Origin of the sequence: Microbacterium sp. SSM24 (assembly GCF_025989145.1) — a bacterium.
Taxonomy (GTDB): Bacteria; Actinomycetota; Actinomycetes; order Actinomycetales; family Microbacteriaceae; genus Microbacterium.
Genome location: NZ_JAPDNQ010000002.1, coordinates 311,843 through 328,536, shown reverse-complemented (window position 1 = coordinate 328,536; position 16,694 = coordinate 311,843). Strand labels below are relative to the sequence as shown.

The window sequence follows — 16,694 nt, the reverse complement described above, 5'->3', positions numbered from 1 at the left end:
TTGCAGGTTTCGGTGGGGAACGACGGTCCAGCCTAGTCGCGGCCGGGGCCGCATGCGGAGCACCTCACTCCCGGCCGAGGTCACGATGCTTCACACGGACCGCCACGCCCGGCACCGATGCGAGCCGGTCGGCCAGCTCGCGCACCATCGCGACAGATCGGTGCTTGCCGCCCGTGCAGCCCACGGCCACGACGGAGTGGCGCTTGTTCTCGCGCTGATAGCCCTCGAGAACCGGGCGGAGCGCGGTCGCGTACGCATCGATGAAGTCCCGCGCCCCCTCCTGCGCCAGGACGAATTCGCGCACCGCCTCGTCTTCGCCGGTCAGTGAGCGAAGGTCCTCGTTCCAGAAGGGATTCGGGAGGAAGCGCATGTCGGCGACGAGGTCGGCATCGGGAGGAAGTCCGTACTTGAACCCGAAGCTCAGGATCGTGAGCGTGTGGCGCGCCGTGTCGGCGTCGGTGAACAGCTCCGAGACCTGCGTCGCGAGCTGATGGATGTTGTGACGCGACGTGTCGATGATGACGTCGGCGCTCTCGCGCACGGCGGCCAGCCGCTCGCGCTCGAGGCGGATGCCGTCCAGGATCGTGCCGTCGCCCTGAAGCGGATGCGGTCTCCGGACCGCCTCGAATCGCCGGACGAGCACCTCGTCCGAGGCATCCAGGAACATCAGGCGGATCTGCCGGCGCTCCCGCAGTGCACGCATCGCCTCGGGCAGGTCCGCGAAGAGGTCACGGCCGCGCACATCGACGACGACGGCGACCCGCGGCAGTGCACCCGCTGCGAGCTCCGTGAGGTCGAGCAGCGGTCGCAGCATCTGCGGAGGCAGGTTGTCGACCACGTACCAGTCGAGATCCTCGAGCGCGTTGGCCGCCGTGGACCGGCCGGCTCCGGACATGCCGGTGACGATCAGAACCTCGCCCGTCTCGCGGCGCCCTGCCTCGGCCATGACCACCCCCGTTATCGAGACAACCCTATCCACCGGAGAGGTGCGATTGGATCGACCCCGCGAGCTTCGGGCCGACGCCCGGCAGCTGCGCGATCTCGTCGGCCGTCGCCGCCCGCAGCGCGGACACGGATCCGAAGTGGCGCAGCAGCGCCTTGATCCGCGCGTCGCCGAGCCCCGGGACCTCCGCCAGCACGCTCTGGATGTCGCGGCGCCGCCGTCGGCGCTGATGCGTGATCGCGAAGCGGTGCGCCTCGTCGCGCAGCCGCTGCAGGAGGTAGAGCGCCTCGGACGTGCGAGGCAGGATGACCGGGTACTCCTCCCCCGGCAGCCAGACCTCCTCGAGCCGCTTCGCGATGCCGCACAGTGCGACCTCCTCGTGGCCGGCGTCGCGCAGTGCGCGTGCGGCCGCCTCGACCTGCGGTTTCCCGCCGTCGACGACGAGCAGCTGCGGCCGGTACGCGAACCGCGTGCGACGCCGCCCTGTCACGACGTCGCCGTCACCAGTGGCGTCCACGTCGGGCGTCGTCTGCAGCTCGTCGGGGCGATCGAGGTACGCGAGCCTGCGCGTGAGCACCTGATAGAGCGAGTCGGTGTCGTCGGTCGTCTCCTCGACCTTGAACGACCGGTACTGGTCCTTGCGCGGCAGGCCGTCCTCGAACACGACCATCGAGGCGACGACGTTCGTTCCGCCGAGATGGGAGACGTCGAAGCACTCGATGCGCAGAGGGGCCTCCGCGAGGTCCAGCGCCTCCTGCAGGTCGGTCAGGGCCTGCGTGCGGGCCACGTAGTCACTCGTCCGCCGCGTCTTGTGCAGCATGAGCGCCTGCTGGGCGTTGAGCGAGGCGGTGCGCATCAGGTCGGCCTTGCGTCCGCGCTGGGCGATCTGGATCGTCACGGACTTGCCGCGGCGCTCCCGGAGCCACTCCTCGAGGTCGTCGGCGTCCTCGGGCATAGCGGGGACGAGCACCTGCCGGGGGATGTCTGCGCCCTCGGCGTTTCCGTAGGTGCGCTGCAGCACCTGGTCGACCAGGTCCCCACCGGAGATGTCGAGCTCCTTCTCGATCGTCGTCGCCCGCACCCCTCGCACGCGGCCACCACGGATGACGAAGTGCTGAACGGCTGCCGCGAGCTCGTCCTCCGCGATGCCGAACAGGTCGGCGTCGGTGTCGGCCGCGAGAACGAGCGCGCTCTTGTTGAGCACCGCGTCGATCGCCTGGAGTCGGTCGCGATATGTGGCTGCCGCCTCGTAGTCCATCGCTGCGGACGCCTCGCGCATGCGCGCCGTCAGCTCGCGCCGGAATCGCTGATCGCCGCCGGACATGAACGAGACGAAATCCTCCACGATGGCACGGTGCTCCTCGACGGAGACCTTCATCGAGCAGGGTCCGCCGCAGCGTCCGATCTGACCGGGGAAGCAGGGGCGCCCCGAGGTCATCGCCTTCTTGTAGGACGAGTCGCTGCACGTGCGGATCGGGAAGACCTTGATCATCAGGTCGATCGTGTCGTGCACCGCCCAGACCTTCGGGTAGGGACCGAAGTACTTCGCGCCCTTGATCCGGCGGTTGCGCGTCACGATCACCCGCGGCGCCTCATCGGCCAGCGTGATGGCCATGAAGGGGTACGACTTGTCGTCCTTGTAGCGCACGTTGAACGGCGGATCGAACTCCTTGATCCACATGTACTCGAGCTGCAGCGAGTCGACGTCACTCGCGACCACGGTCCACTCGACGGATGCCGCGGTCGTGACCATCCTCCGCGTGCGCTCGTGGAGGGTGTGCAGGGGCGCGAAGTAGTTCGAGAGCCGAGCGCGCAGGTTCTTGGCCTTGCCGACGTACAGCACGCGCCCGTCGGCATCGCGGAAGCGATAGACGCCCGGGTTGGTCGGAATCTCCCCCGGCTTCGGCTTGTACGAGACCGTGGGTGCGGATCGTGGCATCGGGTCAGCCGGCCTTGCGGACCGCCTGCGGACCGCCGAGCACCTCGGCCAGGAACGCGCCGGTGTAGCTCCCCGCCACCCGGGCCACCTGCTCGGGTGTGCCCGTCGCGATGACCTGCCCGCCGCCCGAGCCGCCCTCGGGGCCGAGGTCGATGATCCAGTCGGCGCTCTTGATCACGTCGAGGTTGTGCTCGATCACGATCACGGAGTTGCCCTTGTCGACGAGACCGCCGAGCACTTCGAGAAGCCGTCGCACGTCCTCGAAGTGCAGGCCCGTGGTCGGCTCGTCGAGCACGTAGATCGAGCGCCCGTTCGACCGGCGCTGCAGCTCCGTCGCGAGCTTCACGCGCTGCGCCTCGCCACCCGACAGGGTCGTCGCAGACTGGCCGAGCCGGACGTAGCCGAGTCCGACGTCGACGAGCGTGCGCAGATAGCGGTGGATCGCCTGGATCGGCTCGAAGAACTCCGCCGCGTCGGAGATCGGCATCTCGAGGACCTCTGCGATGTTCTTGCCCTTGTAGTGCACGGCGAGGGTGTCGCGGTTGTAGCGCTTGCCGTGGCACACCTCGCAGTCGACGTACACGTCGGGGAGGAAGTTCATCTCGATCTTGATCGTGCCGTCGCCCGAGCACGCCTCGCAGCGACCGCCCTTCACGTTGAAGCTGAATCGTCCGGGCTGGTAGCCGCGTACCTTCGCCTCCGGCGTCTCGCTGAAGAGCGTGCGGATGCGATCAAATACACCCGTGTACGTCGCCGGATTGGAGCGCGGTGTGCGGCCGATCGGACCCTGATCCACGTGCACGACCTTGTCGAGATCGTCGGTGCCGGTGATCCGGGTGTGCTTGCCGGCCACGCGACGGGCGCCGTTGAGGCGCGTCGCGAGCACTTCGTAGAGGATGTCGTTGACGAGCGAGGACTTGCCCGATCCGCTCACGCCCGTCACTGCCGTGAGCACGCCCAGCGGGAAGTCGACCGTGACGTTCTGAAGGTTGTTCTCGCGCGCACCGACGACGGTCACCTTGCGGCTCTTGTCGATCTTGCGCCGCTTCTTCGGCGTCGGGATCTCTCGCCGCCCGGCGAGGTAGTCGCCGGTGATGGACTCCCCCTCGGCCTGCAGCAGCTGCTCGAGCGGTCCGGAGTGCACGACGGATCCGCCGTCGACGCCCGCCCTCGGCCCGATGTCGACGATCCAGTCGGCGGCGTGAATGGTCTCCTCGTCGTGCTCGACGACGATCAGCGTGTTGCCGAGGTCGCGCAGCGTGATCAGCGTCTCGATGAGGCGGCGGTTGTCCCGCTGGTGCAGCCCGATCGAGGGTTCGTCGAGCACGTAGAGAACGCCGGTCAGACCGGAGCCGATCTGCGTCGCAAGCCGGATGCGCTGAGCCTCGCCGCCCGACAGCGAACCGGCGGACCGACTGAGGTTGAGGTAGGTGAGACCGACCTGGATCAGGAAGTCCAGGCGCAGTCGGATCTCGCGCAGCACCTGCGCGCCGATCTTGGCCTCGCGCTCCGTGAGGTCGAGGTCGGCGAAGTATTTCTGCGCGTCCGCGAGACTCAGGCGCGAGGCATCCGCGATCGAATGACCGTGCACGCGCACCGCCAGCACTTCGGGCTTCAGACGCGCGCCGTCGCAGACGGGGCACGGCACCTCGCGGAGGAACTCGGACCACCGCTGGCGCTGGGTGTCGGTCTCGGCCTGCAGGTACTGGCGCTCGATATAGGGCACGACGCCCTCGAAACCGGACGAGTACCGCATCTCACGGCCGTAGCGGTTCTTCCACTTCACGGTGACCTTGTAGTTCTCGCCGCGCAGCACCGCTTCGCGCACCTCGGCCCGCAGCATCCGCCACGGCGTGTCGAGCGAGAAGTCGAGGTCGTTGGACAGGCCCTCGAGCAGCCGCTCGTAGTACTGGAAGAGACCCTTGCCCTGGGTGGTCCACGGAATGAGCACCCCCTCGCGGATCGAGAGCTCGTCGTCACCGATCATGAGGTCGACGTCCACGGACATGCGCGTGCCCAGCCCGGAACAGGCGGGGCAGGCGCCGAACGGCGCGTTGAACGAGAACGTGCGCGGCTCGATCTCGGTCAGCTGGAGCGGGTGGCCGTTGGGGCACGCCAGCTTCTCGGAGTACGACTGCCACGCGTCGTCGCCCTCGAGATCGACGAAGTTGATCTGAACCACGCCGCCGGCGAGGCCGAGAGCGGTCTCGACCGAGTCGGTCACGCGGCCCAGGATGTCGGGAGCGGCCACGAGTCGGTCGATGACCACGGCGATGTCGTGCTTGTAGCTCTTCTTGAGCGTGGGCGGCTCGGCGAGCTGGACGAGCTCGCCGTCGACGACCGCGCGGGCGTAGCCCTTGGCCGAGAGCTCCTTGAAGAGGTCGACGAACTCGCCCTTCTTCTGCGTGACCACCGGCGCGACGATCTGGTATCGCGTGCGCTCGGGCAGCTCCATCAGCTGGTCGGCGATCTGCTGCACCGTCTGGCGCTGGATGACCTCGCCGCACTCCGGGCAGTGCGGCACGCCGATGCGGGCCCACAGAAGGCGCATGTAGTCGTGGATCTCGGTGATCGTGCCCACCGTCGATCGCGGGTTGCGGTTCGTGGACTTCTGGTCGATCGACACCGCGGGGCTCAGCCCCTCGATGAAGTCGACGTCGGGCCGGTCGACCTGACCGAGGAACTGGCGGGCGTACGCGCTCAGCGACTCGACATAGCGGCGCTGGCCTTCGGCGAAGATCGTGTCGAACGCGAGGCTCGACTTGCCGGAGCCCGAGAGTCCCGTGAACACGACGAGCGAGTCACGCGGGATATCGAGGTCGACGTTCTTGAGATTGTGCACGCGGGCACCGCGGACGCTGAGTTTTCCGCTGGTGTTTCCGGGCATGGCGACAGGGACGATGGGCACCAGACAAGTTTAGGCGGGGCCTCCGACATGAGCGCCGGAGACCCCGCCTTAACGGGTAGCTACCAGATCAGGAGCGGCACCGTCGGGCTCTTCGAGGCGCGCACGGTGTCACTTCCCGCGTACGACACCGAGAGCTTGTGCAGGCCGGTGCCGAGCGCCGGCAGCTTGACCTTGACAACGCCCCGGTCCTTCGCGGTGAGCGTCGCCGTGGCGATCACGGTCGTGCCGTCGTAGATCGTCACCTCGCCCGTCGCGCGGACGCCTCCCTCCGCCACCACGATCGTGGTGAACTGGACAGCCGAGCCCTTCTTCGCGATGAGCTTGTTCGGGATGCCGATGGTCACGCTGTCGGCACGGTCGAACGTCGTGATCGGGACGGTCACCGTCGTGCCCGTGGTGGCACCGGTGAGAGTGAGCGCCGTCGCACCGACCGGCGCGTTCGCCGGCAGCTTCACGGATACGGCCGCCGTGCCGAGGTTGTCGTACGGATCGGTCGCCAGCACCGTCGACACGGGCGCCGTGCCGAGGACCTTGTCACCGAGGGAGACGATGATCTCGCTGTCCTTGACGTCGGCCGCCGTCGACATGGACCACGACTTCACATCGAACGCGACCGTGGTGCCCAGTTCGTACTTAGCGGGTGCCGAGGGCGGGAACGCCACCTCGACGGCGTGCTGCGCGTAGTCGACGGGAAGCGGTGTCGTCGAGGCGAAGGCGGCCATGTAGTCGACCATCGCGGCGAGGTCGACCTTGCCCGTGTCACGCTTTCCCGTGCCGCTGTTCAGCTCCCGGAAGTTGTCGCCGCCGGTCGAGAGGAACGAGTTCACGGTGACCGAGTAGGTCGTGCTCGGGTCGATGGGCTCGCCGTTCAGCCACATGCCGGTGATCGTGCCCCGCGGTGCGGTGTACTGCAGGCCCTCTTCGTTGGCGGCGGTGCCCGGGTTGTCGCGCTGGGTCTCGAGCACAGGAGCCTGCGTGTAGGTGTACTCGAAGCCGTCGGAGACACCCAGTCGCAGGAACGGTCGTGTGGGCAGCCCGTTGAACGCATCCCGCTGCCACTGCTGCTCGAGCACCGTCTTGATCTGCGCTCCGGTCAGGCTCATGTTGACGAGCGTGTTGGCGAACGACTGCACGTTCGCGGCCTGCTTGTACGTCAGCGTGCGCGGGTAGGAGCCGTCACCCGGATCCACGCCCACCATGTCGGCGCGGAGCCCGCCCGGGTTCATGAACGCGATCTCGGCCGCGCCGGACTCGGGCTTCTCGGTCGCCCAGCGCTGCACTTCGGCGACGAGGTTTCCGATCGTGGACTCGCCGCCGCGGTTCTCGTTCGGCAGGCCCGTGGTCGGGTTGATGGTGGCCAGCTGCGCACGGTTGAACGCCCCGGCGATCTCGCCGAGCGGCGCGGCACCGAGGATGTCCGCCTGGTTCTTCGCCGCGAGGACGAGCGCCGCGACATCGGGATCGGCGGGGAAGCCCTGGATCGCGAGGATGTTCTGCGCCTTCGCCGTCACGTCGCCGGTCGCGCTGTCGACGGTGAAGAGGAGCTGGTTGAGGCTCGTGCCGTACTGGCCGGCAGAGACCACCGGACGCTCCGTCACCGCGCGCCCCTCGGCTGCCCACTGGGCCACCGGGAACGAGCAGTTGTACGCGAGGTGGGTGTGACCGGACACGATCGCGTCGACGTCGGCCGAGACGTTGTTGACGATGTCGGCCCACTTGCCGGAGTCGCGCATCGTCAGGCAGTTCGTCGATGGCGCACCTTCGTGCACGAGCATCACGACGAGATCCGCACCGTTCGCGACGAGATCGGCGGCCTCGGCATTCACCGACTCCACGATCCCCTTGACATCGATGTCGGCGATGCCGCCGGGGCTGACGAGCGCCGGGAGCTCCTCCGTGACAGCGCCGACGAAGCCGACCTGGACTCCGCTCATCTCTTTGATCCAGGTGGCCGGGACAGCATCGTCACCGGTCACCTTCATCTTGAGGTTGGCCGCGATGTACTCCCACTGCGCGCCGCCGTAGGGATTGGTCACGGCGTCGTAGGGCGCCATGACCCGATTGATCAGGTCGTTGTAGCCCTGGTCGAGCTCGTGATTTCCGACCGCCGAGACTTCGAGCCCCGCCGCGTTGAGCGCGTCGATCGTGGGCTTGTCGTGCTGGATGAACGACTCGAACGTCGAGGCGCCGATGAGGTCGCCCGCCGCCGCGAACACCGTGTTCGGGTTCGCGGTGCGCAACTGCTCGACGGCTCCGGCGAGCTTCGCCGCGCCCGCCTGGACACCCTCGTCGAGGATGCGGCCGTGGAAGTCGTTGGTCGCAAGGATCTGGATCTGCGTCTCCGCGGCATTGGCCGCGGGGCTCGCGACGAGCAGCCCGGCGCCGAGCGCGACGATGGCGACGCCGGCGCCGGACATGATGCGGCGACGAGACGGAGTGCTGTGGTCGGGGTGTGACCGCATTCGCATGGTGGTTCCTCTTCTGGACGGATGAGCAGCCCGAAGACGTCGGGCTCGCTGTGGGTCCAGACGGGGCTTCAGAGCGAGCCTAGAAAACGCGCCCTTCCCTGCATAGAAGATGAGAGGAAGTTCATGTATCGGTCAGGAAACGCTCGCACCGCGCCCGCCGGCGAAGGGAACGAGACCGTCCCGGAGTGCCGCGATGCGCTCGGCGTCCAGGCCGGTCGCGCGCATGATCTGAGGGGGAACCTCGAGGGCCCTCGCCCGGAGAGCGCGCCCGTCGTCCGTGAGCTGGATCTCGAGCACCCGCTCGTCGGCTGCGCGCCTCGATCTGGCGACGCGACCCTGGGACTCCAGTCGTTTGATGAGCGGAGACAGCGTCGCGGGCTCCATCGCGAGGTCGTCCGCCAACTCTCCCAGGGACCGTGGCGACGCCTCCCACAGCGCGAGCATCACGAGGTACTGCGGATGCGTCAGACCCAGCGGCTCCAGGACCGGACGGTAGATCGAGACCACGTTGCGCGCCGCGGTCACCAGGGCGAAGCACAGCTGGTTCTCGAGTTTCAGGAGATCGTCGGAGTCCACATCGACATCCTACCCGGCCTAATGTTTAGTACACTAAGGAATATGGATCACCCGGAAGACCCCGATGCCCCGCTCCCGCTCCGACAGCGGGTGCGTGAGGCCGGCGGCTGGTATTCCTACCTGAACACGAAGCTCATCCGTCTTGCCGGTCCAGCGGCGGTGGGCCCGTACGAGACGACTCCCCCACCATCGACCGCCGAGCGCGCCGAACGGGCGTGCCCGCTGTGCGGACGACCGATGACGGAGCACACGTTCGACCGGTCCGGCGTGAAACCGCTCATGCACTGTCCGTGACGCCGTCCGTGCCACGGGCTCTCAACGTCGGAACGACTACGCGTGGCCGGCCCGCTCCATCGCCCGGAGCTCCTTCTTGAGGTCCTGCACCTCGTCGCGCAGGCGGGCAGCGAGCTCGAACTTGAGCTCGCCCGCCGCGGCGAGCATCTGACCGCTGAGGTCGGCGATCGTCGCCTCCAGCTGATTCGCCCCCTCGGCGGCGATGCCCTCGCGTCGCAGCTGCGGCGTCGGCGACTTGCCCTTGCCGGACTTCAATCGTGAATCCGAGCCCTTGCGCGAGAGAAGCGCGTCGGTGTCGGATGCCTCACGCGCGAGGATCTCGGTGATGTCGGCGATGCGCTTGCGCAGCGGCTGCGGGTCGATGCCGTTCGCCGTGTTGTACGCGACCTGCTTCTCTCGGCGCCGGTCGGTCTCCTCGATCGCGTTGCGCATGGAGTCGGTGACCTTGTCGGCGTACATGTGCACCTCGCCGGACACGTTGCGCGCCGCACGTCCGATGGTCTGGATCAGCGAGGTCCCGCTGCGCAGGAAGCCCTCCTTGTCGGCGTCGAGGATCGACACCAGCGACACCTCGGGCAGGTCGAGGCCCTCGCGGAGCAGGTTGATGCCCACCAGCACGTCGTAGACACCCGCTCGCAGCTCGCTCAGCAGCTCGACCCGGCGGAGCGTGTCGACGTCGGAGTGCAGGTACCGCACCCGCACGCCGTGCTCTCCGAGGAAGTCGGTGAGCTCCTCGGCCATCTTCTTCGTGAGGGTCGTGACGAGCACACGCTCGTCACGCGACGCGCGCAGGCGGATCTCCTCGAGCAGGTCGTCGATCTGGCCCTTCGACGGCTTGACGATGATCTGAGGGTCGATCAGGCCGGTGGGGCGGATGATCTGCTCGACGACGCCGTCGGCGATGCCCATCTCGTAGCGGCCGGGCGTCGCCGAGAGGTAGACCGTCTGCCCCACGCGGTTCTTGAACTCGTCGAACCGCAGCGGCCGGTTATCCATGGCGCTCGGGAGGCGGAAGCCGTGCTCGACGAGCGTGCGCTTGCGCGAGGCATCCCCCTCGTACATCGCCCCGATCTGCGGGACGGTGACGTGGGACTCGTCGATGACCATGAGGAAGTCGTCGGGGAAGAAGTCCAGAAGCGTATGCGGCGGCTCGCCGGGGGAACGGCCGTCGAGGTGACGGGAGTAGTTCTCGATCCCGGAACAGAAGCCGAGCTGCTGCAGCATCTCGAGATCGAACGTGGTGCGCATGCGGAGGCGCTGCGCCTCGAGCAGCTTGTTCTGCGACTCCAGCTCTTTCAGCCGCTCTTCGAGTTCGTGCTCGATGGTGCCGATGGCGCGCTGCACGGTCTCGGTGCCCGCCGCGTAGTGGGTCGCGGGGAAGATCGGCACGGAGTCCATGCGCTGGATCACGTCGCCGGTGAGCGGGTGGAGCATGTACAGCGCTTCGATCTCGTCGCCGAACATCTCGACGCGGATCGCGTACTCCTCGTACACCGGGATGATCTCGATCGTGTCGCCGCGCACACGGAAGTTGCCCCGGGAGAAGTCGACGTCGTTGCGGTTGTACTGCATCGCGATGAACTTGCGGATGAGGGCGTCGCGTTCGTAGCGCTCCCCCACCTGCAGCGCCACCATCGCGCGCAGGTACTCCTCGGGAGAGCCCAGGCCGTAGATGCACGAGACGGTGCTGACCACGACGACGTCTCGGCGCGACAGCAGCGAGTTCGTCGTGGAGTGGCGCAGGCGCTCGACCTCGGCGTTGATCGAGGAGTCCTTCTCGATGAAGGTATCGGTCTGCGGGACGTACGCCTCGGGCTGGTAGTAGTCGTAGTAGCTGACGAAGTACTCCACCGCGTTGTGCGGCATCAGCTCGCGGAACTCGTTGGCCAGCTGGGCCGCGAGGGTCTTGTTGTGAGCGAGCACGAGCGTCGGGCGCTGCACGGCCTCGACGAGCCAGGCCGTCGTCGCGGACTTGCCGGTGCCGGTGGCGCCGAGCAGCACGACGTCGGTCTCACCGGCGTTGATGCGCGCCGCGAGGTCGGCGATCGCCTGCGGCTGATCACCGGACGGCTCGAACTCGCTGTTGACCTCGAACGGGCGGACGGAGCGGGTGGCTTGCACCTCTCCAGCGTAGGCGGGGCCACCGACACCGGGCCCGGCGTTCGCGCGCGGCGGACCCGCGCTCAGCCTCCGCCGCCGCCGTCTCCGCCGAAACCGCCGCCGTCGAATCCTCCGAAGCCACCCCCGTCGAACCCGCCGTAGCCGCCGCCGTCGAAACCTCCGCCGTCGAAACCTCCGCCGGATCCGGTGTCGTAGGTGTCGCCCACCCAGGCGGGCTCGGATGCGATCGCGAGCGACCCGCCGCCGACCGACCAGTACGACATCACCGCGGCCGAGAGCAGGAAGTTCTGCGCGACGACGACCGCAACCCCGTTGTCCAGCAGCAGCCGTCGAGAATCCACCGCGTCGCGCGGGTCTGCTTCGGCGACGGCCGTCGGACGGGCCGCGGCATCCATCTGCCCCTCGCGCTGCGCACGTCGCTCCTCGGCGCGCCGGACGAGCTTCGCCAGCACGGACGGATCATCGGATGCCGCGTTCCGCTCCGAATCCGCCATGAACGGCCGGAGCTGCTCGAACATCTCCCGACGCCGATCAGGGGGAAGGTCTTTGAAGGCCGTGGCATGCGCGCCCTCGATGACGGATGCGGGCAGCGTGTTGAGCAGGTAGACGTAGCGGCCGATGCGCTCCTCGTCGGTGAGGGCGGCGACCCGCCTCCTGCGCCGGAATCTCGAGAGCATTCCCATGCGACACCTCCCGCTCGGCTTCAGGCTACCCGCGGCCGGCGTGGCCGCCTAGGGCCGTGCGGCGAGGTGCTCCGGCAGGGAGGCCCACAGCTGGTCGACCTGCCGCAGGGTGTCTCGGAGCGATCCTGCGGTGTCGATCACGACATCGGCGACGGCCAGGCGCGCGTCGTCGGACACCTGCGAAGCGAGCCTGGCGGCGGCATCCTCCTCGCTCATCCCCCGCAGGTCGACGAGGCGGCGATGACGCACGTCGGCCGGCGCGTGCGCCACGACGACGAGCTCCCACGGATCCTCGACCCTCGCCTCGACGAGCAGCGGCACGTCGTAGACGACGACGGCGTCGGGGTCCGCGGCGAACGCCTCGGCGAACCGGCGAGCGGACTCCCGTCGCACGGCCGGATGCACGATGGCGTTCAGCCGTGAGACCGCGTCGGCGTCGCCGAAGGCCCGGGAGCCGAGAGCCGCGCGATCGAGCGAGCCGTCATCGCGGACGACGTCGGCTCCGAACGCGTCGGCGAGGTCGGCCAGCACGGGCGATCCGGGCTGCTGCACGTCGCGGACGATCTGGTCGGCGTCCACCACCACGGCGCCGTGCTCCGCGAGTCGTCGGGCGATCGTGGACTTCCCGGAGGCGATTCCGCCGGTGAGTGCGACGAGAGGCATGAGTCGAGGATGCCACGTCCTCGCGAACGCCGTGCGCCCAACACTTGGCCGCTCCTGAGGTCGCACTGAGGGTGGCCTGAGGGCCCGCGACTAGCGTCAGTACAACCCGATCGAAGTCGGGTCCGAACGTGGGTATCTGGGGAGGAGGGGACGTGGATCGACGTTACTGCGTGACGTCGACTGCTCGCCCCTCCACCTCTGCCCGAATCGCCGCAAGGCGGAACGTGAGGACCCGGATCCGCAGCGGGGAGGTGGCGATCGTGGGGGCGGTCGCCACCTCGTTGCGCGCTTCTGCTTCCCTCCACAGCACTCGGAGGAGGGACACGCCGTGACGGTTACGCCTGCGCGCCTCTTCCAGACGGCGTTCTGGGATATCCTGACCGACGTCCGGGAGCCGGCGGTCGTCTCCCCGGCACCGGAGGGTGAATCGGTGGAAGAAGCTCGCGTTGCGGTCGTGATCGAGGACGAAGAAGACATTCGCTCCCTCCTCACGGCAGTCCTGGCGCAGGCGGGATTCGAGGTCCACGGCGCCCCGGACGGATATGCCGGACTCGAGCTCGTGCGTGAGCATCAGCCCCTCGTGACCACCCTCGACGTGAACATGCCCGGCATCGATGGATTCGAGACGGCCAAGCGCATCCGCGCGCTCAGCACCACGTACATCGTCATGCTCAGCGCCCGCACCGAGGAGATCGATGCCCTGCAGGGGCTCGAAGCCGGTGCCGACGACTATGTCGCCAAGCCGTTCCGACCTCGCGAGCTGCGCGCACGCATCGACGCGATGCTGCGCCGGCCGCGGCACCACATCGCCGCAGCCGCGTCCGGGGACGCGGGCGAATCCAGCGGCGACTGGCTCGAGCACCAGGGCCTCAGACTGAACGTCGAGACGCGGATCGTGACCGTCGACGGTGAGGATCTCGAACTCACTCGCAGCGAGTTCGACATCCTCGCCGACCTTCTCGCGGCCGGTCGTCGGGTCCGCGGAAAGTCGGACCTCGCGCTCATGCTTCGGGGCGAGCAGTTCACCGGCATCGAGTTCGTCAGCGACAGCGACGCCCGCGCGATCGAGGTGCACGTCGCCAACTTGCGCCGCAAGCTCGGCGAGTCCCCCACGAATCCGCGCTGGATCGAGACCGTCCGCGGCGTGGGCTATCGCCTGACCGCCCCCTGAGGCGCCGCTACTCGATCTCGCCCACGAGCACCGACGTCTCGACGCTCTCTGCGGCGAGGCTCGCTGTTTCGCGTGCGACCCGCTGGAGCGCCTGGGCGTCGTACCCTGCCGCGTCGCTGAGCGCGATGCCGACGCCCACGACGGGGATCACCCCACCGCCCACCTTGCCGAGGTCATCGAACAGCCCACGGTAGACGGCACCGGCCTGACGCCTTGCCTCGGCCGGCGAATCGACGAGCACTCCGACGCACAGACCGGTCGGGCCGTCCTCCGCCACGAGCGCGTTGGACGGCGCATGGCGTCGCACGCCCGTGCGCCACGTCTCCGTGACGGCGCGGGCCACCTCGCTCCCGAATGCGGTCGAGATCTGGTCGAGATCCTCGATGCGCACGGCGATGACGCCGACGAGCTCGCGGCGCACGGCCGCGCGCGCGCAGAGATCGGTCAGAGCCCCGTCGAACGTCTCGTGATCGAGCACCCCGTCACGGGCGACCGCGGTGGCGCGACGCCGGTATCCGCGCATCGGTGCGCGCGACGCACGCAGCACCGATGTCACCACGACCGCGACGATCGTGAGCACGACCGTGACGAAGGCCGTCGGAATCGTGCCGAACACGTCCTTGAACAGTGGTGAGTCGGGGCCGGTGGTGACGAACGCCGTCGTCCGCGACACGTAGTACAGCGCCTCGAGGCCGAGCACCGCCCCGAGCACCCACGCCGTGCGCGAGTCGCGGAGCGCGCCGCGCAGGCACTCCACCGCGCCGGCGCCGGCGAACACGATCAGCGCGAGGAACATCCACAGCGCCCCCGCCCAGTCGCCGCCCGACTCGCCCTCGACACCCACCGCGATCGCCGCGGTGAGCACACCGATGGCGACGAGTCCGCCCGACCAGTCCATGCGCCGCCGGTTGAACCGGCGGCATCCGAGCCACATGCACCCCGTTGCCGCGACGAACGCGCCGTTCCCGACGGCGACGGCCCACCACGCCTCCTGGGTCTGAGACCACATCGTGTAGGCGAGGGTCGTCAGCATGCCCGCGAGGAAGCCCAGCGCCCAGATGCGGCCCGCCCCCTCATCGCGGCGCAGCAGGGTCTCGACGATGAACAGAACGCCGCTCGTGTTGACGACGAGTGCCGTCATCACCAGCACGCTGGTGAGGTCGAGTGTCATGATGTGATCCCTCCCGGGGCCGTTGCAGGGAGCTTGACGATGAAGGTCGACCCGACGCCGGGCGCGCTGTGAAGACCGATCTCACCGCCGTGCGCACGAACGATGTCGCGCGTGATCGCCAGGCCGAGACCGGTACCCGAGCGTCGTTCGGCGCCGGCCTTGTAGAAGCGTTGGAAGAGTCGCGAGCGGTCCGCTTCGCTGATGCCGATTCCGGTATCGCGCACCAGGATCCAGGTCGAGGTGCCGTCGGTCGTCGTGCCGAGGAAGACCGTGCCGCCGTCCTTGTTGTACGCGATCGCGTTCGAGACGAGGTTGTCGACGACCTGGCGCAGACGCATCGGATCGGCCCACACTCGCGCCTCCTCGAGACCGGTGGTGTCGATCGTGACCGCGCGGGATGCGGCACGAGGCAGCAGCGCCTCGCCCGATGCCCGGACGATGTCGCGCACGTCCAGCGCCTGCGCGGTCATCGTCGCCTCGATCGACGACGACGACGAGCTGGAGGCCGCGAGGATGTCGGCGACGATGCGCAGCAGTCGCTCGGCGTTGCGTTCGGCGATGTCGAGATTCGCGCGCACGTGGTCGGGGATGTCCGGATCCTCGATCGCGAGGTCGAGATATCCCAGGATGGACGTCAGCGGCGTGCGGAGCTCGTGCGACACCGACGCGACGAGCTCGTCGCGCGCGCGCAGCGCCTCGAGCTCGCTCGTCACATCGCGCGAGATGACCACCGCTCCGCCGTCGTCGCCATCGGGGTCGATCAATCGGCGTGCGGTGATGCTCAGTGCCTTGCGGGGTGCGGGCTCCTCGCCGAACCATACGATCTCGGCCTCGAACGCCTCGCCGCGCAGCGCGCGTTCGACCGGAAGCTCGTCGTGAGGGAGGCGGGTCACTCCGTCGTCGCGGAACGCGGGGGCCTCGCCGTCCTGGACGCCCATGGCCTGCTGCAGCCGCCCGTGCGCCTCGTTGGTGACGGCCACCTGGCCGTCGCCGTCGATGCGCACGACGCCGAAATCGACGGCGTCGAGCACCTCGGTGACGACCTGCTCCTGTCGCCGCGACGTCTGGAGCACGCGCCGCAGCAGCTGCGCCTGCTTCGCCAGCAGCATGCGCTGCGCGTCGGAGCGTCGCGCGGTGAGATGGCTCGTCGCCGCTACGGCGAACAGCACCAGCGGCAGTAGGAAGGTGAGGTAGGTGACCTGCTGCGCGCTGACGAGGGTGAGGACCGTGATGATGACGGCGATGGACACGATGACGGCGAAGAGGCCGAGCAGACCGAACCCGGCCGCCAGCCATGTCGTGGGGAAGATCCACAGCAGGCCCATCGCCGTTCCGGGCGCCGCGAGCTGCATGAGGGTGATGGCGATGACGTCGATCGCGGGAACGAGCGCGACCCATCCGTAGGAGAGCCGGTTCCACGGGACGACCAGCGTCGCTCCGGTCAGCACGATGACGATCACGACGCCGCCGAAGAACAGGACCGGGTCTCCGGGGAACGAGCCGATCGCGACGAGTGCACCCAGTGCGAAGACGACCGAGGCGAGCAGCAGCTGGTTCAGCGTCGCCGTGCGCGCGCGTGTGCGATCGGCGACGTCGTCTCGCAGCCAGGTCATGCGCGCGCGAGTGCTGCGCGCTTCAGGCGGACGCCGAGCGCGACGCTGTTCGCCGTTCGGCGCGCCGACCATATGGTGAAAGTAACGGATGCCGCGCCAACCGCGCGCGGGGCACGCGAGACGGATCGGAAACCGTCGGGCGCT

13 protein-coding genes are annotated in these 16,694 nt (G+C 68.5%); 2 read left to right on the top strand and 11 right to left on the bottom strand.

Annotated features, from left to right (window positions below):
* Positions 1–64: 64 nt before the first annotated feature.
* From rapZ to OL358_RS13445, 5 genes are all read right to left on the bottom strand, one after another.
* Positions 65–946, bottom strand: coding sequence for an RNase adapter RapZ (gene rapZ, locus OL358_RS13465; RefSeq protein WP_264710580.1), 882 nt, complete (start codon positions 944–946; stop codon positions 65–67).
* Between the two features lie 25 nt (positions 947–971).
* A complete protein-coding gene (uvrC, locus tag OL358_RS13460) occupies positions 972–2,882 on the bottom strand; it encodes an excinuclease ABC subunit UvrC (RefSeq protein ID WP_264710579.1) in 1,911 nt (636 codons plus the stop codon).
* A gap of 4 nt (positions 2,883–2,886) precedes the next feature.
* Positions 2,887–5,790: an excinuclease ABC subunit UvrA gene (gene uvrA / locus OL358_RS13455; protein WP_264710578.1), complete on the bottom strand. Its 2,904-nt coding sequence runs from the start codon at positions 5,788–5,790 to the stop codon at positions 2,887–2,889.
* Between the two features lie 59 nt (positions 5,791–5,849).
* The gene (locus tag OL358_RS13450) at positions 5,850–8,258 is read right to left on the bottom strand and encodes a 5'-nucleotidase C-terminal domain-containing protein (RefSeq protein ID WP_264710577.1); all 2,409 of its coding nucleotides are present in this window, start codon (positions 8,256–8,258) and stop codon (positions 5,850–5,852) included.
* 132 nt (positions 8,259–8,390) lie between these two features.
* The gene (locus tag OL358_RS13445; protein WP_264710576.1) at positions 8,391–8,834 is read right to left on the bottom strand and encodes a MarR family winged helix-turn-helix transcriptional regulator; all 444 of its coding nucleotides are present in this window, start codon (positions 8,832–8,834) and stop codon (positions 8,391–8,393) included.
* A gap of 42 nt (positions 8,835–8,876) precedes the next feature.
* On the opposite strand from OL358_RS13445, the gene OL358_RS13440 reads away from it, so the two are divergent.
* Positions 8,877–9,128 carry a hypothetical protein gene (locus OL358_RS13440; RefSeq protein WP_264710575.1) on the top strand — a complete coding sequence of 84 codons (252 nt, stop codon included), beginning with the start codon at positions 8,877–8,879 and terminating at the stop codon, positions 9,126–9,128.
* Between the two features lie 36 nt (positions 9,129–9,164).
* Here OL358_RS13440 and uvrB read toward each other — a convergent pair whose 3' ends face one another.
* The 4 genes from uvrB to OL358_RS13420 form a co-directional block, all read right to left on the bottom strand.
* On the bottom strand, positions 9,165–11,249 hold the full coding sequence (uvrB, locus tag OL358_RS13435; RefSeq protein WP_264710574.1) for an excinuclease ABC subunit UvrB: 2,085 nt from the start codon (positions 11,247–11,249) through the stop codon (positions 9,165–9,167).
* Positions 11,250–11,311: 62 nt separating this feature from the next.
* Positions 11,312–11,932, bottom strand: a complete 621-nt coding sequence (locus tag OL358_RS13430) for a hypothetical protein (RefSeq protein ID WP_264710573.1) — start codon at positions 11,930–11,932, stop codon at positions 11,312–11,314.
* Positions 11,933–11,980: 48 nt separating this feature from the next.
* Complete coding sequence (gene coaE, locus OL358_RS13425) at positions 11,981–12,595, bottom strand: dephospho-CoA kinase (RefSeq protein ID WP_264710572.1); 615 nt, start codon at positions 12,593–12,595, stop codon at positions 11,981–11,983.
* Between the two features lie 163 nt (positions 12,596–12,758).
* Entirely contained in the window at positions 12,759–12,920 is a 162-nt protein-coding gene (locus OL358_RS13420; protein WP_264710571.1) for a hypothetical protein, read from the bottom strand.
* 105 nt (positions 12,921–13,025) lie between these two features.
* Here OL358_RS13420 and OL358_RS13415 point away from each other — a divergent pair, with 105 nt between their 5' ends.
* Positions 13,026–13,766: a response regulator transcription factor gene (locus OL358_RS13415; protein WP_264710570.1), complete on the top strand. Its 741-nt coding sequence runs from the start codon at positions 13,026–13,028 to the stop codon at positions 13,764–13,766.
* A gap of 7 nt (positions 13,767–13,773) precedes the next feature.
* Here the strand turns inward: OL358_RS13415 and OL358_RS13410 are convergent, their stop codons facing one another.
* Complete coding sequence (locus OL358_RS13410; protein ID WP_264710569.1) at positions 13,774–14,937, bottom strand: hypothetical protein; 1,164 nt, start codon at positions 14,935–14,937, stop codon at positions 13,774–13,776.
* A complete protein-coding gene (locus OL358_RS13405; protein WP_264710568.1) occupies positions 14,934–16,550 on the bottom strand; it encodes an ATP-binding protein in 1,617 nt (538 codons plus the stop codon). Before OL358_RS13405 ends, OL358_RS13410 begins: the two co-directional genes overlap by 4 nt.
* Between the last annotated feature and the right edge of the window lie 144 nt (positions 16,551–16,694).